Annotated in this window: 20 protein-coding genes; 10 read left to right on the top strand and 10 right to left on the bottom strand. The window is 73.6% G+C overall.

From position 1 onward, the window contains the following. Window positions 1–200 precede the first annotated feature (200 nt). The 8 genes from ACLII4_RS13795 to ACLII4_RS13830 all read left to right on the top strand — a co-directional run bounded on the left by ACLII4_RS13795 (window position 201) and on the right by ACLII4_RS13830 (window position 10682). Window positions 201–2237 carry a peptidylprolyl isomerase gene (locus ACLII4_RS13795; RefSeq protein WP_412067981.1) on the top strand — a complete coding sequence of 679 codons (2037 nt, stop codon included), beginning with the start codon at window positions 201–203 and terminating at the stop codon, window positions 2235–2237. Then, window positions 2234–3109 carry a peptidyl-prolyl cis-trans isomerase gene (locus ACLII4_RS13800; RefSeq protein WP_412067982.1) on the top strand — a complete coding sequence of 292 codons (876 nt, stop codon included), beginning with the start codon at window positions 2234–2236 and terminating at the stop codon, window positions 3107–3109. The genes ACLII4_RS13795 and ACLII4_RS13800 overlap by 4 nt, the downstream gene beginning before the upstream one ends. A gap of 87 nt (window positions 3110–3196) precedes the next feature. After that, entirely contained in the window at window positions 3197–4549 is a 1353-nt protein-coding gene (locus tag ACLII4_RS13805; RefSeq protein WP_412067983.1) for a peptidylprolyl isomerase, read from the top strand. A gap of 91 nt (window positions 4550–4640) precedes the next feature. Beyond that, a complete protein-coding gene (locus ACLII4_RS13810; RefSeq protein WP_412067984.1) occupies window positions 4641–5633 on the top strand; it encodes an AAA family ATPase in 993 nt (330 codons plus the stop codon). 107 nt (window positions 5634–5740) lie between these two features. Continuing rightward, window positions 5741–6973 (top strand): aminotransferase class V-fold PLP-dependent enzyme, encoded by a 1233-nt coding sequence (locus tag ACLII4_RS13815; protein ID WP_412067985.1) that lies wholly within the window; start codon window positions 5741–5743, stop codon window positions 6971–6973. Between the two features lie 334 nt (window positions 6974–7307). Then, on the top strand, window positions 7308–7457 hold the full coding sequence (locus tag ACLII4_RS13820) for a hypothetical protein (RefSeq protein ID WP_412067986.1): 150 nt from the start codon (window positions 7308–7310) through the stop codon (window positions 7455–7457). Between the two features lie 21 nt (window positions 7458–7478). Continuing rightward, entirely contained in the window at window positions 7479–8252 is a 774-nt protein-coding gene (locus ACLII4_RS13825) for a sigma-70 family RNA polymerase sigma factor (protein ID WP_412067987.1), read from the top strand. Between the two features lie 366 nt (window positions 8253–8618). Next, the gene (locus tag ACLII4_RS13830; RefSeq protein ID WP_412067988.1) at window positions 8619–10682 is read left to right on the top strand and encodes a peptidyl-prolyl cis-trans isomerase; all 2064 of its coding nucleotides are present in this window, start codon (window positions 8619–8621) and stop codon (window positions 10680–10682) included. A gap of 12 nt (window positions 10683–10694) precedes the next feature. Here ACLII4_RS13830 and ACLII4_RS13835 read toward each other — a convergent pair whose 3' ends face one another. The 8 genes from ACLII4_RS13835 to ACLII4_RS13870 are packed head-to-tail and all read right to left on the bottom strand — an operon-like array spanning window position 10695 to window position 19207. Beyond that, window positions 10695–12080, bottom strand: coding sequence for an AMP-binding protein (locus ACLII4_RS13835; RefSeq protein ID WP_412067989.1), 1386 nt, complete (start codon window positions 12078–12080; stop codon window positions 10695–10697). After that, window positions 12077–13132, bottom strand: coding sequence for an o-succinylbenzoate synthase (menC, locus tag ACLII4_RS13840; protein ID WP_412067990.1), 1056 nt, complete (start codon window positions 13130–13132; stop codon window positions 12077–12079). The genes ACLII4_RS13835 and menC overlap by 4 nt, the downstream gene beginning before the upstream one ends. Window positions 13133–13140: 8 nt before the next feature. Further along, window positions 13141–14046, bottom strand: coding sequence for a 1,4-dihydroxy-2-naphthoate polyprenyltransferase (locus ACLII4_RS13845; RefSeq protein ID WP_412067991.1), 906 nt, complete (start codon window positions 14044–14046; stop codon window positions 13141–13143). Next, window positions 14034–14378: a hypothetical protein gene (locus ACLII4_RS13850; RefSeq protein ID WP_412063555.1), complete on the bottom strand. Its 345-nt coding sequence runs from the start codon at window positions 14376–14378 to the stop codon at window positions 14034–14036. Before ACLII4_RS13850 ends, ACLII4_RS13845 begins: the two co-directional genes overlap by 13 nt. Window positions 14379–14427: 49 nt before the next feature. Continuing rightward, window positions 14428–15327: a 1,4-dihydroxy-2-naphthoyl-CoA synthase gene (gene menB / locus ACLII4_RS13855; protein ID WP_412067992.1), complete on the bottom strand. Its 900-nt coding sequence runs from the start codon at window positions 15325–15327 to the stop codon at window positions 14428–14430. Next, the gene (locus ACLII4_RS13860; RefSeq protein ID WP_412067993.1) at window positions 15327–16052 is read right to left on the bottom strand and encodes an alpha/beta fold hydrolase; all 726 of its coding nucleotides are present in this window, start codon (window positions 16050–16052) and stop codon (window positions 15327–15329) included. Before ACLII4_RS13860 ends, menB begins: the two co-directional genes overlap by 1 nt. Next, window positions 16049–17815, bottom strand: a complete 1767-nt coding sequence (gene menD / locus ACLII4_RS13865; RefSeq protein WP_412067994.1) for a 2-succinyl-5-enolpyruvyl-6-hydroxy-3-cyclohexene-1-carboxylic-acid synthase — start codon at window positions 17813–17815, stop codon at window positions 16049–16051. Before menD ends, ACLII4_RS13860 begins: the two co-directional genes overlap by 4 nt. 21 nt (window positions 17816–17836) lie before the next feature. Next, entirely contained in the window at window positions 17837–19207 is a 1371-nt protein-coding gene (locus tag ACLII4_RS13870; RefSeq protein WP_412067995.1) for an isochorismate synthase MenF, read from the bottom strand. A gap of 148 nt (window positions 19208–19355) precedes the next feature. Between ACLII4_RS13870 and ubiE the strand changes: the two genes are divergently transcribed. Beyond that, window positions 19356–20081 carry a bifunctional demethylmenaquinone methyltransferase/2-methoxy-6-polyprenyl-1,4-benzoquinol methylase UbiE gene (ubiE, locus tag ACLII4_RS13875; protein ID WP_412067996.1) on the top strand — a complete coding sequence of 242 codons (726 nt, stop codon included), beginning with the start codon at window positions 19356–19358 and terminating at the stop codon, window positions 20079–20081. A gap of 101 nt (window positions 20082–20182) precedes the next feature. Here the strand turns inward: ubiE and ACLII4_RS13880 are convergent, their stop codons facing one another. Both ACLII4_RS13880 and dapF read right to left on the bottom strand, forming a co-directional pair. After that, a complete protein-coding gene (locus tag ACLII4_RS13880) occupies window positions 20183–20794 on the bottom strand; it encodes a hypothetical protein (protein ID WP_412067997.1) in 612 nt (203 codons plus the stop codon). Window positions 20795–20893: 99 nt separating this feature from the next. After that, the gene (dapF, locus tag ACLII4_RS13885) at window positions 20894–21769 is read right to left on the bottom strand and encodes a diaminopimelate epimerase (RefSeq protein ID WP_412067998.1); all 876 of its coding nucleotides are present in this window, start codon (window positions 21767–21769) and stop codon (window positions 20894–20896) included. A gap of 239 nt (window positions 21770–22008) precedes the next feature. Here dapF and ACLII4_RS13890 point away from each other — a divergent pair, with 239 nt between their 5' ends. Further along, complete coding sequence (locus ACLII4_RS13890) at window positions 22009–22917, top strand: PhoH family protein (protein ID WP_412070568.1); 909 nt, start codon at window positions 22009–22011, stop codon at window positions 22915–22917. Window positions 22918–22933: the final 16 nt, after the last annotated feature.

Genomic DNA, 22933 nt, shown 5'->3' on the forward strand with positions numbered 1-22933 from the left:
GGACAGATCCAAGCGACCTGCTGGCGTCTCTCGAAAGCGGGCCGGGGGCCGCGAGCCGGCCGGCCGCTCCTCCATCCTCCCCCAGTCCCCCTTGCCCCTTCCCTCTTCCCTATCCCGCGCATTTCGCGCTGCCTTGGACGGTCCCGCACCCGGCCCCGGTTAGCTTCGGCGGCTCTGACGCTTTCCCCCCCGCCCTCGCGATGTCCCCGATCCGTCTCGCCCTGCTCACGCTCGTCGCCGCCACGCTCGCCGCGTGCGGCGGGTCCCGCCCGGCCACCGAGGCCCCGATGATCGGGCCCGACGGCACGCCGATCGTCGCGACCTGGACCGCCGACACCCTGTCGCTCCTCGAGTTCGACCGCGCCTACACGGCCGCCGACGGCACCGTCGAGGACTCGGTCCGGACGCCGATCGAGCGCCGCCTCGACTTCCTCGACCGCTACGTCGACTTCCGCCTCAAGGTGCTCGCCGCCCGCGAGGCCGGCTACGCCGACGACTCCGCCTACGTGGCCGAAGTGGCCGACTACCGCGACCAACTCGCCGGCCCCTACTTCACCGACCGCCGCGTGCTGACGGGCATCGTCCGCGACATCTACGACAAACAGGCCGAGCGCGTCGAGGTCTCCCACATCCTGTTCCTGCTGAGCCCGGCCGCGCCGGACACGGCGGCCACCTTCGCCCGCGCCAGCGCCCTCCGCGACTCCATCAACGCCGGGCTCATCGCCTTCGACGAGGCCGCCTTCCGCTACTCTGAAGACCCGACGGCGCCGCAGAACCGAGGCGCACTCGGCTTTATCACCGGCGGCCGCACGGTGCTCGACTTCGAGAACGCCGTTTACGCGACGCCCATCGGCGAGGTCTCCGAGCCCGTCCGCACCCGGTTCGGCGTCCACCTCGTGAAGCCGACCGACCGCCAGCCGGCCAAGGAGGAGATCCGCGCGCGCCACATCCTGATCCGCACCGACGAGACGGTGTCCGTCGACTCGGCCCGCACGGTCATCCTGGGCCTTAGGGACCGGATCGAGGCCGGCGAGGACTTTGCCGCGCTGGCGCGGGAGTTCTCCGATGACCCCGGCTCCGGCGCCAAGGGCGGCGACCTGGGCGTCTTCGGCCGCCGCCAGATGGTGCCCCCGTTCGAGGAAGCCGCCTTCGCGCTGGAGAACGCCGGCGACCTGTCCGGCCCCGTCGAGACCCGGTTCGGCATCCACCTGATCCAGCTCACCGAGGTCGCCGACCGGCCCAGCTTCGACGAGGCCTACGACGAGCTCCGTGAGCTGGCGCTGCGCCTCCCGCGCACCGCCGTCCGCCGCCAGGCCGTCGGCCGCGAGTACATCGAGGAGGAGGGCGGGAGCTACGACGAGGCCCTGGTTCGCCGGGCCGTCGAGCAGTACCCGGCGGACTCGCTGCTCCTTTACGTCGCCCGCGACGGGTTCGGCCGGCTTGGCGAGGAGACGTTCGCAACGGTCGGCGACTCCACGTTCACGCTCTCGGAGCTGGCGCCGCTGCTGGCGCGGATGCGCTACGGGCCGCACCCGGCGGGCGAGATGATCGAGGCCGCGCGCGCGTTCGTCGACGAGCGGGCCGTCGAGCAGGCCGTCGCGCGGCTCGAGGAGCGCGACCCCGAATTCGCCCGCGTCTTCCGGAGCTACGCCGATGGCGTGCTGCTCTTCCGCGTGGCCGAGGACAGCGTCTGGACGCCCGCTCGCAACGACAACGCCGGGCTCCGCGCCTACTACGACTCGCGCCCGGGGGCCTTCCGGTGGCCCGAGCGCCGCCGCGTGCTCGCCTTCCGGTCCACCTCCGACTCGCTCCTCCGCCGCGTCGCCGTCGACCTCGACGCGGGCATGACGCCGTCGGAGGCGCTCGAAGCCCGGGCCGAGTTCATGTCGCGCAGCGTCCTCCGCCTCGACACGGTCTTCGTCGCCGACTCCTCGGGCTCCCCCCTCGACGCCGTGCTGGCGCTCGAGGTCGGCGAGCGCAGCGAGGTCTCCCTCGACCGCTCCCAGCGGGTCCTCTACCGGCTCGACGCCATCGAGCCGCCCCGCACCAAGACGTTCGACGAGTCGCGAGCCGAGGTCATCACGGGCTACCAGGACGTGGTCGAGGACGCCTGGGAGACCCGCTTGCGTGCCCGCTACAATGCCCACGTCTACCCCGAGCGCGTCCCGGCCGAGTCGTCGGTCCCCCGGGAGGCTCGGCGGACCGGCCAGCCGGCCCTCGTCGGCGCCGACGAATGAGGCCCGCGTCCCCACTCCGCTCCGTATTGGCGGTCGCCCTCGTCGCGGCCGTCGCCGTGGGCTGTGGGGACCGCTCGGCCGCGCCCGCCCCGGGGGAGGGCCCGGTCGTCGCCCGCATTGGTGACGCGACGCTCACGACGGGCGACCTCGGCGATGCCATCGCTGGCGCGACCGGCCCCGACAGTGTCCGCGCAGTCGAGCTGGCGGCGGCCCAGTGGACTCGGCGCGAGCTGCTGGTACAGGAAGCGCGGCGGCAGGGGCTCGACCGCGACCCTGTCGTCCGGCGCCGCGTGGCCGAGGCGGAGCGGGCGGCCCTCGAAGCGGCCGCCATCGAGGCGTTGTTCGTCTCGGCCAGCGCCGAGCCGTCCGAGGCCGAGCTCGACGCCTACTACCAGGCCCACCGCGAGGCCCTCGCCCTGCGCGAGCCCTACGTCCGCCTCCGGCACCTGCGGCTGGCGGACCCGACCCGCGTCGACGAAGCGCAGGCGTCGGTCGCCCGCGCCGTCACGTCCTCTGTCCCCGACTCGCTGTTCGCCCTCGCCGCCCGCGAGTACGCCCTCGACCCTGTCCGCGCCGCCGCGTTCGCGGCCGAGTACGTCCCCGAGGGCCGCCTGCGCGCGCTCGACGAGACGCTCGGCGACCGGGTCTCCGCGATGCCCCCGGGTCCCGCGGTCGCCGTGGTCCAGACCGGCGGCGCCATCCACCTCGTGCAGGTCGTCGACCGCGAGCCGGCCGGGACCATCCCGCCGTTCCGCCTCATCCGGGCCGAGCTGGCCGAGCGGCTCGCCGTCCAGGCCCGCCGCGACGCCCACTCGCGCCTCATCCAGCGCCTGCGCTCGGAGGCCCGCGCACGCGGCGACCTCGACGGCTAGCGCGCGCTCGTCACCGCTTCTTCCCCTCGTCTGCGGGCAATACGACGCCATCGCGTCCGTCCTTTCGCCCGACCCGATCCCCTCCCCATGCGTCGACTGCTGTTCCTCGTCCCGCTCCTCGCCGTCGCCGCGGCGGCCCAGCCCGTCTCCCCCGGCCAGCGCCTCGACGGCATCGCCGCCGTGGTCGGCGAGCAGATCATCCTGTACTCGGAGGTCGACGCGCTCGTCGCCCAGACGACCCAGGGCCAGCAAGCCCCGCCGGACCTGTGGAGCCGCGCGCTCGACCGCCTCGTCGACCAGCGCATCGTCATCGCCCGCGCTCGGCAGGACACGACGCTCAACGTCACCGACGACCAGGTGGCGCAGCAGGTGAACGCCCGGCTCGCGCAGCTGGCGGCGCAGGTCGGCGGCGAGGCCGCGCTGGAGGCCGCGTATGGCCGGGGCATGGAGGAGATCCGGGTCTCGGTCCGCGACGACGTGCGCGACGAGATCTTGCTCCAGCGCTACCAGGGCCGCCGCGTCCGTGAGGTCACGATCACGCCCGGCGAGGTCCGGGCGTGGTTCGAAAAGATCCCGGTCGCCGAGCGGCCCGAGGTGCCAGAGCTGGTCCGCGTGGCCCACATCGTGCGCCTGCCGCAGACCGATGAGGCCGGGCGGCTGGCCATCCGCGCGACGGCCGACGCCTTGCGCGACTCGGTGCTTGCGGGACAGGCCACCTTCGAAGAGATCGCTGACCGCTGGAGCACCGACCCCGGCAACACGAACCGCGACTCGACGCAGAACGGCGGGCTCTACACGACCCTCCGCCTGAGCGACCTCGAGCCGCGCTTCCAGGCCGCCGCGTCGTCGTCCGAGATCGGCACCATCACGCCGGTCTTCGAGACGCCCTTTGGGTACCACTTTATGCGCGTCAACGCGCGCGAGGGCAACCAGATCTCGTTCAACCACGTGCTCCTGCAGATCGAGGCGGGCGAGGCGGAGGCCGAGGCCGCCAAGGAGTTGCTCACCGTCCTGCGCGACTCGATCCAGGCGGGCACGCCGTTCGAGGCGCTCGCCCGGCGCCACTCCCAGGACCCCGCCAGCGCCCCGCGCGGCGGCTACGTCTCGGTCCCGAACACCCGCCAACGCGATCTGTCGACCGAAGGGCTCGGCCCGCTGTGGCAGGCGACGCTCGACACGCTCGACGTCGGTGAGGTCTCGATGCCCGCCGAGGTCCAGCTCGCCGACGCGACGGGCACGCGCGCCTACCACATCGTGCTGCTCCAGAAGAAGACGCCGCCCCACCCGCTCGCGGTCGCCGACGACTACCAGCTGCTGAGCCAGTACGCGCTCCAGGAGAAGCAGCAGGCCGTGCTGCAGGACTGGATCGGCGACTTGCGCCGCAAGGTCTACGTCGACATCCGCGCCGACGAGTACCAGCCGCTGCAAGCGGGCGGGTAGCGCGCACGGGTCCGGCCGAGCGGGCGCGAGTGGCGCCCGTGCCTCCCGTCGACCGCTCGTAGACTCGCCCTCCCGTCCCCTGCTTGCGCCGATGCCCATCGACCCGACCGACCCGTCCGCTGTCTCCGCCCTCGACGAGGCGTACCGGCGGCTCAAGGCCGAGGTGGGCCGGGTCGTCGTCGGCCAGGAGGAGGCTGTCGAGGGGCTCGTCGTGGCCCTGCTGGCGCGGGGCCACGCCCTCCTGGTCGGCGTCCCTGGCCTGGCCAAGACGCTGCTCGTCCACACGCTCGCCGAGGCGCTCGACCTGTCGTTCCGCCGGATCCAGTTCACGCCGGACCTGATGCCGAGCGACATCACCGGCACGGAGATCGTCGAGGAGGACCCGGCGACGGGGCGCCGCGCGTTCCGCTTTGTGCAGGGCCCCGTGTTCGCGAACGTAGTGCTGGCGGACGAGATCAACCGGACGCCGCCCAAGACGCAGGCCGCGCTGCTGGAGGCCATGCAGGAGGGGCACGTCACCGCGGCCGGCGACACGTTCGAGTTGCCCAAGCCCTTTTTCGTGCTGGCGACCCAGAACCCGATCGAGCAGGAGGGCACCTACCCCTTGCCCGAGGCCCAGCTCGACCGGTTCATGCTCAACCTGTGGCTGGACTACCCGCCTTTCGCCGACGAGGTCGCCGTCGTCAAGGCGACCACGTCGGGCGCGACGCAGACGATCTCGCCCGTGCTGTCGTCGGAGGACTTGGCCGCATTCCAGGCGCTCGTCCGCAACGCGCCCGTGGCCGACCACGTCGTCGAGCACGCGGTCCGGCTCGTGGCGCGCACCCGGCCCGACCGCGACGGCACGCCGGCCTACGTCTCGCAGTACCTCTCGTACGGCGCCGGCCCCCGCGCCAGCCAGTACCTCGTGCTCGGCGCGAAGGCACTCGCGCTCCTGGACGGACGCCTGACCCCGCTCGCGGCCGACGTCGACCGGATCGCCGTGCCCGTCTTGCGCCACCGCATCGTGACCAATTTCAACGCCGAAGCCGAGGGCATCTCGGGCGTCGACATCATCGGCCGGCTTGTGGGCGAAGGGGATTAGCGCCAGCGGGTGCCGAGGATCTTGTACCCTCGGACTTCCGCGTGACGGATCGGGGGGCGCGGATCGCGGGTAGAGGGCTCCCACCCCCCGGCCTGCCCCAACCGATCGTGCTCGACCTCCGCGACCACTTCGTCGTCCCCCCCGCCCCGGCCGTCGAGCTGCGGGCCTTCACGCACGGGCTGATGCCCCGGACGGTCCCGGACCTGATGGCCGGGTTCTGCACCGACTGGGCTGAGCGCGGCGTCGACGCCTGGAACCGAGTCCCGGACCGATGGGGGCTCGGCCACGAGACCGGCTGGTGGGCGCTCCCCGTGGACTTGGCCGATGCGTACGTCGCGCCGCTCCTGTCCGCCGCGCCGGGCACCTGCATCCTGCAGCCGAATGTGCACTGGTCCATCCAGTGCCTGCTCTCGTGCGACGAGCCGTTCGCCGGGGACCGCGACGAGGTCGTGCTCACCGAGGGGGAATTCCCGTCCGTTCGCCACTCGGTCCAGCGCTGGGCCGGCTTGCGGGCGTTCCGCCCGGTCGAGGTGCCCCTCGGTGCCAGCGGGTCGGTCGACGTGGAGGCGGTCCTCGGCGCGATCACCGACCGCACGGCCTGGGTGATGATCTCGCACGTCGGGTTCGCGACGGGCGAAGTGCTCGCGACCGAGTCCCTCCGCGCCATCGCCGACGCCGCCCACCGGCACGGCGCCCACGTCGCCATCGACGGCTACCACGCCACGGCCTCGCTCCCGGTCGACGTGGACGCCATCGGCGCGGACGTGTACGTCGGCGGCCTGTTGAAGGAGGCCTGCGGCTCGACGGGCAACGCGTATCTCTGGGTGCGTCCCGGCGTCGATCTCCGGCCCCGGCTGGCGGGGTGGTTCGCCGATGCCGACCCGTTCGGTTTCCGCCCCGCCCCCGCCGATCACCCCGACGTGCGCCGCCGCTTTCTGGCGGGCACGACCGCTGTGGCCTCGATGTACCACGCCGTCGAGGGCCTGCGCGTACTGCTCGACGCCGGCATCGCCGCCGTCCGCGCCGACACACTCGCGAAGGGGCAGCGCGCGCTCGACCGGGCCGCCGCGCTAGGCCTGACCGTGCGGTCGCCGCTGGCGCCCGAGCGGCGGGGCGCGATGATCGTGCTGGCGGTGCCCGAGGCCGACCGGATGGTCCGCTACCTAAAGGCCCACGACGTCTACGCCGACGCCCGGCGGAACGAGGTCCTCCGCGTCGCACCGTTCGTTTGGAACACCCTGGAGGACGTGGACCGGCTCATGGAGGTGCTCGGCGAAGGGCTGCAGACGGGCGCGTATCTGGACATCGCGGCGGCCGACGAGGGCGGACCCGTCACCTGAGCCGGGACCGGGGCACGGGCGCCTGAACACGCCTCTGTGCTCCGCGCGGAGTCTGCTCGCGACCGGGTGGAATCGTGACGCGCGGCTGGGATTCTACCGGCCCCGTTACGTTTCCGTACCCCGGGACGCGGTTGATTACGGCCGGGGCCGTGGAGGACGATACGGGCGACGGGCACGACCCGAGAGGCATCACACCGGCGCCAGAGGGGCGCAGGCGTTCCATCTGGAGGCGTTGTGCAAGGATTGGGGCCGGCGCGGCTGGCGCGCGGGCCGAGGGCGCGGAGAGTGGCACCCGGCTTGCGGAAGGGCTCGACGTCGCCCCACCACCCGTCCCGTGCTCACCGACCCACTCCGCTCCGCTGCCGCCCTGGGCCTGCTCGCGCTCGCCGCGAGAACGCCCGGCGCCGAGGCGCTCGCCCTGGCTGCGGCCGGGCTCGCCGTGGCCGCAGTCGCCGTGTTCGGAGCCGCCCGGCGCCCCGCCTGACGCCGACCTCTCGGTACCTCTATGACCTCTCCCCTACAGCCGGCCGTCGAGCGCTACGTCGCCGAGCGCGATGCCAACGGGCCCCGCGCCGACGACTACGCCCGGGCCGTCGCGGTCGCCGCGCTCCCGCTCGTCCGTTCGCTCGCTCGCCGCGTGACTCTCCCCGACCACCCGCTCGCGTCGTACTCCGACCTCGAGAACGCCGGGATGCTCGGGATGCTTCAGGCCCTGGGCAGCTACGACCCCTCGCGAGGCACGCCGTTCGCCTCGTTCGCCTACGGCCGCATCCGCGGCTCCCTCGTCGACTTCCTGCGCACCATCGACTGCCTGAGCCGGGACCGGCGCCGCCGCGTCGCCGAGGCCAACCGGACCGCGCAGACCCTGCAGCAAGAGCTCGGCGACGAGCCCCGCGCCGCCCAGGTCGCCGACCGTCTCGGCGTCTCGGTCCGTTCCTACAACCGCCTCCTGGGCGACGCCCAGCAGCGCTTCGCGCTCTCGCTCTTCGACGGCCAGGGCACCGACCGGCCGTCGCCCATCGACACGATCCCGGCCCTCGACGTGGAGCACGCGGACGCCCACACGGAGCGCCGCTCGATGTACGACTTCGTCGGTGCGCTCGTGGAGCGGCTTCCGGAGCGCGAGCAGCGGATCGTCCACCTCTACTTCTTCGAGGGGCTCACGCTGCGCGAGATCGCGGTCGAGTTCCACCTGACCGAGGCGCGCATCTCCCAGATCCTGTCCAAGACGCTCCGCACGCTGCGGGGCCGCATGGCCGATCACGCCGTGGCCGCCTAGGCCCGGCACCCGACTCCCGCGAGGGAGAGAGAGAGCGGTGGGCTGGAGCCGGGGGCCGTAACCCCCGCTCCGGCCCACTGTTTGTTTGCGCTCCACTCGCGAAGGCGTTCGCAGTACGCGAGCCGTTGGCAGGCGTCACGGCCAGCCCTCCCGCCTTGGATCTCCGACGGATGCGGGGTTGGAGGCCTCCATCTGTGGACCTGTCTCCGCAGACTCCGCTGATTTTCCCCACGGCCCCACCGGGGCGTCCCCGTATCTTCGCGCTCCACCGGGCCGGCATCGCTGCCGGCCCGTCGTGGTTCGGGCACGGCGCCCGGCCGACTTGCACGAAAGACCCCGCGGAGGCGGAGCGACATGGCAGGAGTGATGAACAGCATTCGAGAGCGAGCTGGCGGCCTTTTGGTCGGCATCTTGGTGGTCGCCTTCGGCGGCCTCTGGGCGCTCCAGGATTCCGGCGCCTTCGACTCGGTCGGCATGGGCCGCGACGGCCGCACCATCGGCGAGGTCGACGGCATCGACCTCGAAGGCGAGCTCTACAGCCGCGCCGTCGAACAACAGCTGGACGCGTACCAGGCCCAAGGCCTCGACGTGTCCGGCGCCCTCCAGCGGCAGGTCGAGGACCAGGTCTTCGAGAGCCTGGTCGACAACGCGCTCATCGAGCGCGAAATGGACCGGCTTGGCGTCGAGGTCACCGACGACGAGGTGTTCGACCTGATCACCGGTCCGAACCCGGACGCGCTGATCGCGCAGGTCTTCCCTGACGGCAACGGCGGCGTCGACCGCGTCGCGCTCCAGCAGGTCGTGGAGGACCCGCAGTTCGCGGAGCAACTCCAGGCCATCGAGGAGCAGGTCCGCCGCAACCGGCGCCAGGCCAAGCTCTCCGCCCTCATCACGGCCACGACACGCGTGACGCCGGCCGAGATCCAGGCCGAGTTCGTGCGCCAGACGCGGCGCGCCTCCGCCGAGATCGTCGCCCTGCGCTATGCCGCCGTGCCCGACGCTCAGGTCCAGGTGTCCGACCGGGACCTCCAGGCCTACTACCGCGCCAACCGCGACGACTACGAGCGCGAGGCGAGCTACTCCATCGAGTACGTCGGCTTCGAGAAGGCCCCCACGGGCACCGACTCGACCCGGGCGACGGAGGAGCTGGCCGCGCTCGTGCGTGGCTTCCGATCGGCCCCGGACCCGATCGCCTTTGCCCGCCGCAACTCGTTCGGCGCCGCCGTCGACCCCGCCTTCGTCGGGGCGGGCGACCTCGCCGCCAACCTCGCGACCGCCGTCTACTCGGACCTCACCGAGGGCCGCGTCGTCGGGCCGATCGTCGCCGACGGGCAGGCGTACCTCGCCAAGATCACCGGCGTCCGCGCTGGAGACTCCGAGGCGATCCGGGCCCGCCACATCCTGTTCGCACCGACCGACCGGGCCCGCGCCCTCGAGGTCCGCGACCGGATCGTCGCGGGCGACGTCTCGTTTGCCGCCGCCGCACGTCAGTACTCGACCGACCCGAGCAACAAGGACGTGGGCGGCGACCTCGGGTACTTCGGCCGCGGCGCCATGGTCACCGAGTTCGAGGAGGCCGCCTTCGCCGCGCCCCAAGGTCAGGTAATCGGGCCGATCGAGACGCAGTTTGGCCATCACCTCGTCCGCGTCGAGGGCCGGGCCAGCTCGGAGGTCGAGCTCGTCCAGATCGCGCGGCCGGTTGAGGCTGACTTTGCGCGCGTGCTCGGCGAGGCCGAGGATTTCGCCGCGTTCATCGAGCTGGAAGGCCGCGACTTCGCCGAGGAAGCCTCCGAGCGCGGCATCGCCCCGACGCCCGTTCAGGTACAGGAAGGCCAGGGCGCCATCCCCGGCCTCGACCTGGGCCGCGACTTTTTCCGCTTCCTCCGTGGTGCCGACGAGGGCCAAGTGTCGGACCCGTTCGACGCCGGCGACCGCTTTATCGTGGCCCGTCTGGTCGACCGCAACGAGGCCGGCCCGGCGCCCTTCGAGGACGTCCGTGGCCAGGTCGAGGCGGCCGTGCTGACCGAGCGCAAGCGTGAGGTCCAGGCCGCCGCGCTTCGCGCGGCCGTCCAGGGCGGCGCGTCGCTCCAGTCCATCGCCTCCGCCGTCAGCGCGACGGTCGAGACCGTCGCCGACCTGTCGATGCAGTCGGCCGTCATCCCCGGCTACGGCGTCGAGCCGCGCGCCGTCGGCGCCGCGTTCGGGCTACGCCCGGGCCAGCGGAGCGGCGTCATCGAAGGCGACCAGGCGGCCTTCGTGGTCCGCACGACGGCCCTGCGCGGTGGCACCGACGGCGAGCTGACCGCCCAGGCCCGCCAGCAGCTCGCGGCCTCGCTCCTCCAGCGCAAGCGCCAGCGCGTGCTCCAGTCTTGGCTCCAGGGCTTGCGCGACACGGCCACGGTCGAAGACTACCGCAACGACGTCCTCTAGCGGACGCGGGGCTCAGCCCTTGCTCTGCGACTCCGCCGCCCGGCGCTCCGCTTCCCGCGTGAGCGCCGGGCGGTTCGGCTTTAGGCCCTCGGCGCCGCGCCAGGCGTGGAACGCGACGGGTACCTCGAAGCCCGCCAGCCGCTCGCGGAGCGCCGTCGCAAGCGAGGGACCGTCGGGCGCCGCGCCGTCTGCGGTGCGCACGAACGCGACCGGCCGCGCCCCGAAGGTGCGGTCGGGGACCGGGACCACGACCGCTTGCGCCACACCGGGCAGCGCCGCGAGCGCGGCCTCGATTCGCTCGGGACGCACGTTCTCCCCGCCCGACACGAACTGCAAGTCCGCCCGCCCGGTGACGACAAGTCGCCCGGCAGCGTCTAGGTAGCCGAGGTCGCCCGTCGCGAGCCACTCCGGCGGCGGCTCGGGGCCGTCGGGTCCCCACGTCCCTGCGACGGTCGGACCAGCAACTCTGATCTCACCGTCGCTGGCGACCCGGACGCGGCGGTGCGCAAGCGGCGGGCCGGACGTCGCGAGCGCTGGGCGGTCGGTGCCCGGAACGGTCGCGGTGATGGTCGCCGTCGCCTCCGTCATCCCGTACGACGTGGTGACCGGGACGCCCGACGCGACTGCACGGTCGAGCAGGCGGGCCGGGATGGCGCTCCCGCCGAGCAGCACGGCGCGGAGCGAGGACAGATCCGCGTCCGCATCGAGGAGCCGGTCGAGCTGTGTGGCCACGAACGAGGCGTGCGTGGGGCGGAGAGTCCCGATCGCGTCGGGCGTCGACGCGCCGTCGGGGAGCACGAGGGCCGCGCCCGCGAGCGCGCACCGGACGACCACGCCCAGGCCGCCGACGTGGTACAGCGGCAGGTCGAGCAGCCACCGGCAATCCTCATCGACGCCCATCCGTTCGATCACGCCGCGCGCGCTCCACACGTGATTGCCGATCGTGTGCAGCACCGCCTTCGGCGCCCCCGTCGAGCCGGAGGTGTGGACGACGGTGAACGGCCGGTCGAAGGGAATGTCGGCCACCCGTTCCCCATCGGGCCAAGCGGTCGCCAGCAGGTCCGCCAGCGGGGCTTGCGTGACGCCGTCGACGGAGGCATCGGTATAGAGAAGGTCCAGCCCCAAGCGTGCCAGCGCCTCGGCGACGGTTGGCGCGGCCCACCGGGTCGACAGCGGAGCGAGAAGCGTCCCGGCGCGGAGCGCCGCCAGCACGAGGACGACAAGCTCGGGCGAGGTCTCCGCCCGCACGGCGACCCGCTCGCGCCCGACGAGTGCGCGGGCCGCGGCGACCACACGCCGGTCGAGGTCGGCCCACGTCCACGTCGTGGACGGCGTGAGCAGCGCAGGCGCCCCCGGCCGGGCGTCGGCCTGCTGACGAACCGGGTCCGGGAGCGTCACGGGAGCGCGACCTCCGGCGGAGTCGAAAAGAGGGCCGCCACGTCGACGCGGGGCCGGTCGAAGGGCAGCGGGCCGAGCACGTCGGCGGCGAGCCAACGGTACGTGTCGAGGCCGGCGGGCTCGGCGCCCGTCGCCGCCGCCAGCGCCGCGATGCCGCGCAGGCCGACCCCGCTCTCGAACGCCGCGCTCAGCACCGGGCGCACGCCGACGAGCCGGGCCTCGGTCGCCAGCCGGATTGCCGCCCCGATGCCGCCGACCAGCGTTGGCTTGAGGACCGCCGCCGTCGCCCAGCCCCGGATCGGGACGCCCTCCTGCACCGACTCGTCGACGGCGACGGAGAGGCCGGTGTCGTGCCACAGCTCGGGGAGGCGGCTCGCGTCCGCCAGCGGCTCTTCGACGTAGTCGAGCGCGAGGCCGCGAACGCCGTCGGCAAAGCGGACCGCGTCGTCCCAGCCCCACGCGCGGTTCGCGTCGAGCCGCAGGGCCACCTTCCCAGGGAGGACCTCTCGCACGGCCACGACAAGCGCGAGGTCGGCATCGACGGGCTGGCGGCCGACCTTGAGCTTGACGGCGGCGTAGCCCCATTCGCCCAGCCGCCGCGCGGAGGCGACCGCATTGCCCCCCGTTCCCATCACGAGTCCGTTGAGGGGCAGCACGACGGCCGGGTCCGGGTGGAGCGCTTGCGGGAGCGTGCGGCCGAGTTCTTGAGCGGCAAGCTCCGCCAGCGCCAGGTCGAGGCCGAACCGGGCGGAGGGCGAGAGCCCGGAGGCGTCGAGCGCCGTCGCCACGGACCCGCCCAAAAGCGCCTCGGCAGGCGACAGCACGCGGCCCCGCAGCACCTCCGCCAAGGACGCAAGCTCGGTCCGAACCTCGTCGAGCGACTCATCGCTGAACCCGGGCAGGGGCGCCGCCTCGCCCCAGCCCACGGCCCCGTCGGCGCCCTCCAGCCGGACGAGCACCCCAAGCCGCTGCGCGTGCGTCTGCCCGCCCCACGCGACCGGCTCCCTCAGCGGGAGCGCGTAGGGGACGAGGCGGAAGTCGGCGATCGTCATCGGCGGCGCTAGGTCAGGAGCCAGCCAAGGGCGAAGACGACGGAGTAGGCGAAGAGCAGCCGGGCGGTTTTCCCGAGCAGCGGGTTGAGCACGGCGGGGTCCGTCGTCGTCGCCAGCGTGCTCGCGTAGCGGCGCCCCGCGAGCGCCGCCAGCGCCGAGGCGGCCAGGATGCCGAGGTGGTCGCGAGCGACGAGCGCCAGCGCGGCCGGCACAACGACGGCGCCGGAGATGGCGTGTGTGTAGAGCCGGACCCCGAACGCGCGCCCGAACCGGACCACCAACGTTCGCTTGTTGGCGACGCGGTCCTCCTCGACGTCGCGGACGTTGTTCGCCAGCAGGATGGCCGTCGCCAGAAAGCCCGGCCCGAGCCCGGCGACGGGCACCCAGCCGGGCAGGCTCAGCGCCTGCACGTAGTACGTCCCCGCGACGGCGACCGGCCCGAAAAAGACGAGCACGAAGAGGTCCGCGAGGCCGGTGTACGCGAGCGCGTAGCGGCCCTTCGTGTACGCGTAGCCGCTCGCGATGGAGACCAGCCCGAGCGCCAGGATCGGCCACCCGCCCCGGACGATGAGGTAGGCGCCCGAGGCGAACGCCAGCCCGAAGGCGACGGCGGCGGCAGCGCGCATCTGGCCCGGCGACACGAGCCCGGCGGCCGTCGCTCGGCGCGGGCCCTTGCGGTCGGCGGTGTCGGCGCCGCGCACGAAGTCCTCGGCGTCGTTGGCGTAGTTCGTCCCGATCTGAATAAATAGCGCGCCCGCGAGCGCACACAGCGCCGCCCCAGCGTGGAACTGCCCGGCCTCGGCCGCGAGCGCGACACCGACGATCACGGGCGCCGCGGCGGCGGTCAGCGTCTTGGGCCGGGCGGCCTCGAGCCACAGCCGCCAGCGGGGCGGCGCCGTCGCTATGTCATCCACAGGTCGAACCGGTCGAGGAGCGCGTCGAGGGCGTCGCGGTTGCGGCGCTTGACCTTGAGGGCCAGGCAGCCCTCACTCGCGCCGGGCACGCGGCTCACCAGGTCCATCGGCCGCGTGCGCAGCGTCAGCGTGTCGCCGAACCAGCCGCGCTTGTGGCGGACCTCCTCGAGGTCGGTCAGCTCGAATCGGAACGACTGGGCGCCGCGGTCGAACATGCCGAGGACCTTGACCTGCACCTCGATCACGACCTCGTCGCCCTCGACGTGGATCGAGCCCCGGCCCTCGGACAAGCCGCCGTGGACGTCGCCGGTCGCGAAAGGAACGGATAGCATATCGTGGGGCGGAGGGCCCGGAACGTAGGCACGCTCCCGGCGCCGAGCGCTACGGCCGGTAGCCGTCGGCGTCGAAGTCGGGGGCGCGGCGGTCGAGGTAGGCGTTCTTGCCCTCTTGGCCCTCCTCGGTCATGTAGAAGAGCATCGTCGCGTGGCCCGCCAGCTCCTGGAGCCCGGCGCCGCCGTCCTCGTCGGCGTTCGCGGCGGCCTTGATCATGCGGATGGCGAGGTTCGAGTTGGCCAGGATCTCGCGGCACCACTGGACGGTCTCGCGCTCCAGCTCCGCGAGGGGCACGACGGTGTTGACGAGCCCCATGTCGAGCGCCTCGGCGGCCGAGTACGGGCGGCACAGGAACCAGATCTCGCGCGCCTTTTTCTGGCCCACCATCCGCGCCAGGTGCGTCGTGCCGTAGCCCGCGTCGAAGCTCCCGACCTTCGGGCCGGTCTGCATAAACCGCGCGTTGTCGCTGGCGATGGTCAGGTCGCAGACGACGTGGAGCACATGGCCGCCGCCGACGGCCCAGCCGTTGACGGCCGCGATGACCGGCTTGGGCATCTTGCGGATGCGCGTCTGGAAGTCCAAGACGTTGAGCCGCTGCGTGCCGGTCTCCTTGCCGTCGGTGATCTCGCGGTAGCCGTGGTCGCCGCGGATCCGCTGGTCGCCGCCCGAGCAGAACGCCTTGTCGCCGGCGCCGGTGATCACGAACACGCCGATGGACGGGTCGTCGCGGGCGTCGTCGATGGCGGCGATCATCTCGGTCACCGTCGTCGGGCGGAACGCGTTGCGGACCTCGGGGCGGTTGATCGTCACGCGCGCGATGCCGGCGGTGTCGGTGCCCGGGGCGCCCTTCTCGTAGACGATGTCCTCGAAGTCGCCGACGGAGACCCACTCGAAGGGGCCGGAGACGGTGGGGCGGTCGGTGGTGTGGTGCGTCTGCGGGTCGGCCATCAATCGAGGTGGGTTCGGAGGAGCGAGGCGAGCGCGGCGGGCCGCTCTGCGGGAAGGAGGTGGGCGGACTCGGGGACCGTCGCGGCGCGGATGGCCGGGGCGGCCGCCATCGCCGCGGCGAGCGCGACGAACTTGGCGTCGCGGGCGCCTGCTACGGCGAGCGTGGGGGCAGAGATTCCGTCGAGCGCGGCCCAGTGCGAGGGCTGCGCGCCCGTCCCCATCCCCTCCAGCGACCGCGCCAGCCCGGCCGGGTCGTTGTGCGCGAGCCGGTCGGCGGTGAGCCGCCGGCGCAGGGGCTCGGGGAGCGCGAACAGCGGCATCCGGTACCACGCGTCGACGAAGGCCGGGAAGTCGCGGAGGAGGCTGGCGGCCCGGCTCGCGTCGGTCGCGCGGCGCGCGGCGCGCTCGGTCTCGGAGCGCAAACCGGGGGAGGCGGACACGAGCACGAGCCGGCGCACGGCCTTGGGGTGGCGGACCGCGAGGTGTAGCGCCAGCCGGCCGCCGAGCGAATAGCCCACCCAGTCGGCGGGGCCGTCGAGGCCGGCGACGAGCCGGTCGGCCTCGGCGTCCATCGTGGTGTCATCGGGGCTGGCGTCCGCGCGGGCACCGTGTCCGGGGAGGTCCGGCGCAAGCACGTCTCCCCTCACGGGCAGGTGCTCGCGGACGGCGTCCCAGTCGGCCCCCCGGCCCAGGAACCCGTGGAGCAGGACGAGCGGGGCCCTCACGCCAGCGCCGCGTCGACGGCGGCGGCGACATCCGCCTCGACCCGGGCGCGGAGGGCGGTCTGCTCGGCGCGGTCGGTGCGGACCTCGATGAGCGTCGAGGTCGGGGAGGCCGTGGCGTGCGCGAGCGCCTCGCGGAAGGCTGCCAGCGTCTCGGGCGCGTGGTACGCGAGCCCAACCTGGGCGGCCGCGTTTCGGAACATCAGCCCGTGCGGCGTCCCGAACATCCGCTCGAACGTGTCGGGCTCGATCGCCCCCGGCCCGCCGGCGACGGGCAAGCGGTGGAAGATGCCGCCGCCGTCGTTGTTGACGACGACGACCGTGACGGGCGGCCCCTCGCGGAGCAGCGCCAGGCTCGTCTGGTCGTGCAGGAGGGCGAGGTCGCCGATCAGCAGCACGACCGGCTCGCCGAGCCCACGCGCGAGCCCGTGCGCCGTGGCGACCGTCCCGTCGATCCCGCTCGCGCCCCGGTTGGCGACCACCCCCTCCCCGGCCGCCACGAACGCCTCGACGTCCCGGATCGGCATCGAGGCGGCGACGACGGTGCGCCAGCGCGTCGCCGTCGCGGCGCGGGCGACGGCGATCTCGGACAGGTCGTCGGGCAGACCCGCGAGCACGGCGCCCGCCGCCCGGTCGGCCGCCGCCCACCGCTCGCGCCAGCCGCTCCCCCGCCCCGACGGCTCTCCGCCCTCGACGGCCGCCTGGAGCGCGGCCAGAAGGTCGGTCGGGGGACCGACAAAGCGGTCGGTGACGAGGCCGTCGGGGTCGCGCCGGTCCACCGTCGGCGAGAGATGGACGTAGACCTGGGGCTTCGCGGTCGCCAGCAGGCGCGCGAGTCGCTTCGAGGTCAGCCGCCCGTCGCCGACATGCACGATGGCGTCCGGTCGGAGCGCGTCGAGCGCGGCCGGGGACGCCAGCAACAGGTCGGCGTGGGCGACGAGCGACTCGGCGTCGAGGGGCCGCTCTGCCCGCACGTCGGCGACGAGAGGCCAGCCGAGCCGGGCCGCGAGCGCCGCCGCCGCCGTGCCGTCGGCCCCCGGGCCCAGGACGACCAGCCCTCGCTCCGCGCTCCACAACCCGGCCACGAGCGTGTCGCCCGGTTCGTCGCCCGCGACCCGCGCCCTCCAGACCGGACCGTGCGGGCGGGCGAAGGGCGCCCCGGACCGAACCCACGGGCCCACATCCGCGAGATAGGCCTCGGCGTCGGTGCCGTCGGGCGCCGCCGCGAGCGGCTCGCGAAACGGGAGGTTGAGGTGCACCGGCCCACGTCCGAGGCGGGCGCGCTGGGCCGCGTGCGCGGCCGTCGAGAGCACCCAGCGCGCGGGCACGGCGGCCGTCGGGACGGGCCAGTCGAGCGCCCACCGGGCGACGTCCTGAAAGATGGGCGGCTGGCGGATGGTCTGGTTCGCGCCCGTCTCGCGCAGCTCCGGCGGGCGGTCGGCCGTGAGCAGCAGCAGCGGCACGCCGTCCGCATCCGCCTCGACGGCGGCGGGGAGCAGGTTCGCGACGGCCGTCCCGCTCGTCGTGATGACCGCCGCGGGCCGTCCAGTCGCCCGGCCCCACCCCAGCGCGACGAACCCGGCGGCGCGCTCGTCCCAATGCACCAGCCCCTCGGCGCGCGGATTGTTCGCGACGGCGACCGCAAGCGGCGTGCTCCGGCTCCCCGGGCAGACCACGAACAGCGTCGTGCCCTGCCGGATCAGCTCCTCGACGAGCAGCGCCGCCCAGAGGTGGTTCGTGTTGGCAGCGTCGGTGAGGTGCGTCACGGTCGCAAGATCGGCGGCGGGCTAGGCCGCCGCCCGCGCGTCGAGCCCGAGCACACGCGCGAAGTCGCCGATCTTGTGCTCGATCTCCGCCCACTCGGCGTCGGGGTCCGACCCGGCGACGATGCCCGCGCCGGAGTACAGCGACAGCGAGCGGCCGTCGGCGAGGCCGGAGCGGATGCCGACCGCGAGATCAGCGGCGAGCGCGCCGGCCGCGTCGCGGCCGATCCAGCCGATGGGGCCGGCGTACAGGCCGCGGTCGAACGGCTCCAAGCGGTCGATGGCGTCGAGCGCGCCCGGCGCGGGCGTTCCGCCGACGGCGGGCGTCGGGTGCAACGCGCGGAGCACGTCGAGCGGCCCGACGCCGCCGGCCAGCGTCGCGCGGATGCCCGTCCGGAGGTGGCGGCCCCGGGCCAGCGTCATGGCCCCCGCGCGGTCGTCGGCCTCGACCGTCTCCGCCAGCGGCGCGAGCGCGTCGACGATCGCGCGGACGACGAAGGCGTGCTCGCGCTGGTCTTTCTCGGAGTCGAGGAGTTCGGCGCGCAAGCGGTCGTCGGCCGCGTCGGCCTCGGCGCGCGGGCGCGTCCCGGCGACGGCCTCAGTCGAGAGCTGGCGGCCGTCGATGCGGAGCAGGCGCTCGGGCGTGGCCGTCAGAAACGTCGGGCCGTCGGTGCCCCGGGGCGCCACGAGGGCGTGGTAGCAGCGCGGCGTCGCGGCTTCGAGCTGGCGCAGGAGGGCGATCGCGTCGACGGGCTCGTCGAACAGGTAGCGGGCGCGCCGTGCGAGCACCACCTTGTCGAGCCGGCCCGCCCCGATGGCGGCGAGCGCGCGGCGGAGCATCCGGTCCCACTCGGCGCGGTCGGGGTCGTCGCGCCGCATAAACGGCAGCGCCAGCCCGGCGGCGTTGGGCGCCGGCGTGCGGACGGCCGCGAGCGCGGCGGCGGCGGCGCTCGGCGACTCGCCGGGCGCGAGATGGAGCGCCAGCGCGGCGGTCGCGCCGTCGGAGCGGAACTCGATGCGCGGCAACACCAGCCGGACTGCGCCGAACGGACGCCACTCCTCCCCCACCTCGGCCGCCACGTCGAACCGGGCCGTCGCCGTCAGCCGGGCGTCCGGGGGCAGCGAGTCGAGAACCCCGGGGTCGACGGCGTCGAGCGACGCGGCGTCGATGGCGAGCGCGGCGCCGGTGCTGGCCCGAGCCTCGGCGTCGCCGCGGCCCCGCCAGTAGGCGGTCGGGGCGGACTGGGCGGCGGCCCACGCCAGCGCATCGGCCGGGGCGGCGGGGACCTCGACGCGCAACACGCCCTGGCCGTCCCACGAGCGGGCGGCCCGGTCGAGGGCGGAGGCGAGTCGGGCGGCCGGCGCGGAGGTCGGCGCGAGCGGTGCGAGGGGCACGGCAGACGGGGGGACGGCGGGAAGGTAGGTCAGGGTCTACCCGACCCCGTTCAGCAGGTTTCAGAAATTAGTGAAAGCCCGCTGACTCTGCACCCCCCGGGCACCGCGGCGTCGCTGGCGGGTAGTCGCCGTCCCCTTTCGCATCGAGATGACCAAGCCGCCCATCGGCCAGGCCCCCGGCAAGCGCCAGCACGTCGAGGCCATGTTCGACGACATCGCCCCGCGCTACGACGTGCTCAACCGCGTCCTGTCGTTCGGGACCGACATCCTGTGGCGCAAGCGGGCCGTCCGGATGCTGCGCGACGGGCTCGCGGGGCCGCCCGGCCGCCTCCTGGACGTGGCGACCGGGACGGCCGACCTCGCCATCGAGGCGCTGTCGCTCGGCGGCACGGTCGTCGGCATCGACATCTCGGACGGGATGCTGGAGGGCGGCCGGGTCAAGGTCCGCGAGCAGGGGCTGGCGGACCGCCTGGAGCTGGTGCAGGCCGATGCCGCCGACCTCCCGTTCGACGACGCCTCGTTCGACGGCGCGTTCGTGGCGTTCGGCGTCCGCAACTTCGAGGACCTGCAGGCCGGGCTCCGCGACATCCGCCGCGTGCTGCGGCCGGGCGCTCCGCTCGTCGTGCTGGAGACGAGCCAGCCGACGGCCTTCCCCTTCAAGCAGGGCTACCAGCTGTACGCCCGCCACATCATGCCCCGCGTGGGCAAGGCGCTGAGCGGCAACACCGAGGCGTACGAGTACCTCCCCGAGTCGGCGAGGGAGTTCCCGTACGGCGACGCGTTCATCCGCGAACTGACGGCGGCGGGCTTTTCGGAGTGCATCGCCAAGCCGCAGACGTTTGGCGTCGCGAGCCTGTACCGGGGGCAGGCGTAGCACGGGCCGGACGGCGCCGGGGGCGGCCTCGGACCACGGACGACGGGGCTGTGCCCTACGCATTCGCGGCGTCCCGATGTCGCCGCAGGTCCGTCACTGCACTACTCCAGCACCATCCGGGCGCGGTCGGCCCAGATCCGGCGGAGCCCGACCGTCACGCCGACGAACGGACCCGGCCGGGCGGCGTCGCCGATCTCCTGCGCGAGCGTGATCCCGACAGGCGCGGAGAGGACGGGCGAGAGCGGGAGCACGAACCGGGGCGAGACGGCCAGCCGGGCGACCGTCCCGTTGCCGTAAAAACTGGCGCCCGCGCCGACGGCCAGCTCGCGGCCGACCGTCCGGGTCCCGACGCGCCGCAGGCTGTGGAGGTACTCGAACCCGAGCGACCCGGCCGTGTCGTCCACGTCGCCGATCTCTGCGCCCGGCGCCGACTGGAGCGGGGCCTGCACGGCGACGGCGAGCGCGACCGCGTGGCCGCTGCCGAACCGGTAGCCGGCCTCGCCGCCGACGGCCGCGAACAACTCGGGCTGCGCCAGCCGGGGGCCCGCCGACAGCGTGCTGGTTGCAAACAACCCGGAGAGCAACGGCCGGTGCCGGTCGATCAGCTCCCGCTTGGTCCGGTCGATCATCGGCTCGTCCGACGGGAACTCGTCGGGGACGATCTGGGCGGAGGCGGCCGCCGCAAACGCGAGGGCGAAGACGAGCGCTTTCATGGGTCGGGTGGCAAGGGGTCCAGAACGGCCGCGCCGCGTGGACGGTGGGTCACAGGGCACCTGCAGTTTGCACCCGGATCCGTGACCCGTCAAGGCGTTTTAGCCGCGCCACTCGACGGTCCCCTCGTAGACCGTCTCCGCCGGCCCTGCAAGCGTGAGGTCCGTCACCGAGTCGCCGTCCGCGACGAACCCGACCGTCAGCGTCCCGCCCGGCATCTCGACGGCGACCGACCGCGGCCCGTCGCCCGCCAGCCGCCCGTCGAGGTGGGCCGCGAGCGCCGAGGCGATAGCGCCGGTCCCGCACGCCAGCGTCTCCGCCTCGACGCCTTTCTCGAAGGTCCGCACGCGGATCCGGTCCGCGCCCGTCACCTCGACAAAGTCGACGTTCGTGCCTGTGGGTGCGAAGGCCGGAGCGTTTCGCAGCCGGGCCCCCTCGGTCGCCACGTCCGCCGCGTCGACGTCCGCGGTGAACACGACGGCGTGCTCCGTCCCGGTCCAGATCCCGAGCACGGCCGGCTCGACGCCGCAGGCCGGGTCGGCCTCGATCGATGCCAGAGCGACATCTCGGTGGGCCGGCACGTTGAGCGAGACGGGCCCGCTGGCGGCGCGGCCCTCGACGGTCGCGCGGTACGGGCCGCCATCGGTCTCGAACGCCAACTCGACCGTCACCTCTCCCCGGCCGAGCCCGGCGCGAGCAGCGAACCGGGCGAGACAGCGGGCCCCATTCCCGCACATCGTGCCGAGCGATCCGTCGGCGTTGCGGTACCGCATTCGGAAGTCGAAGCCCTCGCCGCCCTCGGCGAGCGCCAGCAGGCCGTCGGCGCCGACGCCGGTGCGGCGTGGGCACAGCCGGCGCGCGAACGCCGCCAGCTCGCCGTCCGAGAAGTGCATGAACCGGTTGTCGACGACCACGAAGTCGTTGCCGGCCCCGTTCATCTTGGTGAACGGCACGATCAGAGCGGGGCGGTCGAGCATGCGGTCGGCGGCTGGCGTGGGGCAAGGTGGCGCGTCTCGGCGGCCGACGCCACCCGCGCGCGCGGATCCTCGACGAAGGCGCCTCCGCCCCGAACCACGCCCTCTCGGGATCGTTGCCGTTCCTTGACACACCGTTGTCGCACATCTCCGCTAGCTTTTCGCTCCTCCCTCCCCCCGACCGCTTGGCTGCCAGCTCTCCCGTCGACCGCACCGTGACCGTCCAGGGCGCAGAGCCCCTGATGCTCTTCGGCTTCAACGACATCTATCTCCGCAAGATCGAGGCCGCCTTCGCCGACACGCGCGTGGTCGCTCGCGGCGATCAGCTCAAGCTTCGGGGTCCCGAGGCGCAGGTCGACCGCATCGAACGTGTCGTCTCAGAGCTGATCGTCATCCTCAACCGGAACGGCAACCTCACCGAGAACGACGTCGACACCGTGCTCGACCTCGCCCGGGTGGGCACCGGCCAGACACGGTCGGCCGCGTCGGACGCCATCCTGTTCACGCCCCAGGGCGGGACGATCCAGGCCAAGACGCCTGGCCAAGCGCGGCTCGTGGAGGCGGCCCGCCAGTCGGACATCGCGTTCGCGGTCGGCCCGGCGGGCACGGGCAAGACGTACACGGCGGTCGCGCTCGCCGTGAGCGCGCTCAAGAGCCGGCAGGTCAAAAAGATCGTGCTGGCGCGGCCCGCGGTCGAGGCGGGCGAGAGCCTGGGCTTCCTGCCCGGGGGCCTGCGCGACAAGGTCGACCCGTACCTCCGCCCGCTCTACGACGCCTTGGAGGACATGATCGAGGGCGACAAGCTGAGGAGCTACCTCGAGCGCAACATCGTCGAGATCGTGCCGCTGGCGTACATGCGCGGCCGGACGCTCAACACGTCGTTCGTCATCCTGGACGAGGCGCAGAACGCGACGACGGGCCAGATGAAGATGTTCTTGACGCGGCTCGGCGCCGGCAGCCGCGCCATCGTCACCGGGGACGCCAGCCAGACCGACCTGCCGTCGCGGGTGATGTCGGGGCTCGTGCAGGCGCGCGACATCTTGGAAGGCGTCGACGGCATCTCGTTCATCGACTTCGGCAAGGAGGACGTGGTCCGCCACAAGCTGGTCAAGGACATCATCGCGGCCTACGAGCGGGCCACCGGCGAGTGATGGGCCGATGTGGACG

It is taken from the genome of Rubrivirga aquatilis, from assembly GCF_046845665.1.
Lineage (GTDB): Bacteria > Bacteroidota > Rhodothermia > Rhodothermales > Rubricoccaceae > Rubrivirga.